Here is a 741-nt window from a genome sequence, read left to right on the forward strand (position 1 = left end):
CTGGGACTCGGGCTTGTTCTTGCCCTTGTACGGGGTGCGGACCAGGCCTTCGGCTCCTTGATAGGCCTTATCGGCCAGCGTGACGATCCCGGCCTGCTCCAGGGCGCGCAGGATGCCCCAGATGCGGGCGGCGCTCAGATCGTGGGTCTTGCCCGGCAGCGCGCCCGACGTCCACAGGAGCATCCCATCCGGTCCGGCGATGACCTGGATATTCATGCCGTGCACGCGGTGTTTGCCGGAGAAGTAGGGCCGGTCGGCGGCGATCCGGTCGATGTGGATCAGCGTGCCGTCCAGCACCAAGTAGTGCAGCCCGTCCCGCTTCGCTTTGCGCAGCGCCTGGCCGAGCTTGGGCGAGCGCGCCGACAGCAGCATCACCGTCTCCTCCACATACCGCCACGCGGTCGCCGTGGAGACTCCGAACCCGGCCCCGAGTTCGGGGAACGTCTCGCCTTTGCGCAGGTAGACCAGCACGAGCAGGGCCTGCTGTCCCGCGTTGAGCAGCCGCCAGGTCGACCCGATGGCCTTGCGGTGCCGGCGGATGAGGCCGGCCACGTAGTTCAGGGTTGGGCGCGACAAATCGACGGCAGCACGGTAAAACAGCATCTGAGGCCCCTGGTTGTGGCGGACGAGATTGTGGTGATCAACCCGTCTACCAGGGGTTTCGCCATGTCATCAGGCGAACGTCCACCTCGCGATCATGCTGTGATCATCAACCCACCGCAGGGGGATGAAAACGGCTCA

At 65.9% G+C, this 741-nt stretch carries 1 protein-coding gene; it reads right to left on the reverse strand.

Features of this window, described 5'->3' with window-relative positions; all coding sequences use genetic code 11:
* On the reverse strand, nt 1-603 hold a 603-nt coding region (locus FAF44_RS53490; protein WP_237111165.1), incomplete at its 3' end, for a transposase family protein.
* Nucleotides 604-741 lie beyond the last annotated feature (138 nt).

Source organism: Nonomuraea sp. MG754425 (assembly GCF_021699195.1).
GTDB lineage: Bacteria > Actinomycetota > Actinomycetes > Streptosporangiales > Streptosporangiaceae > Nonomuraea.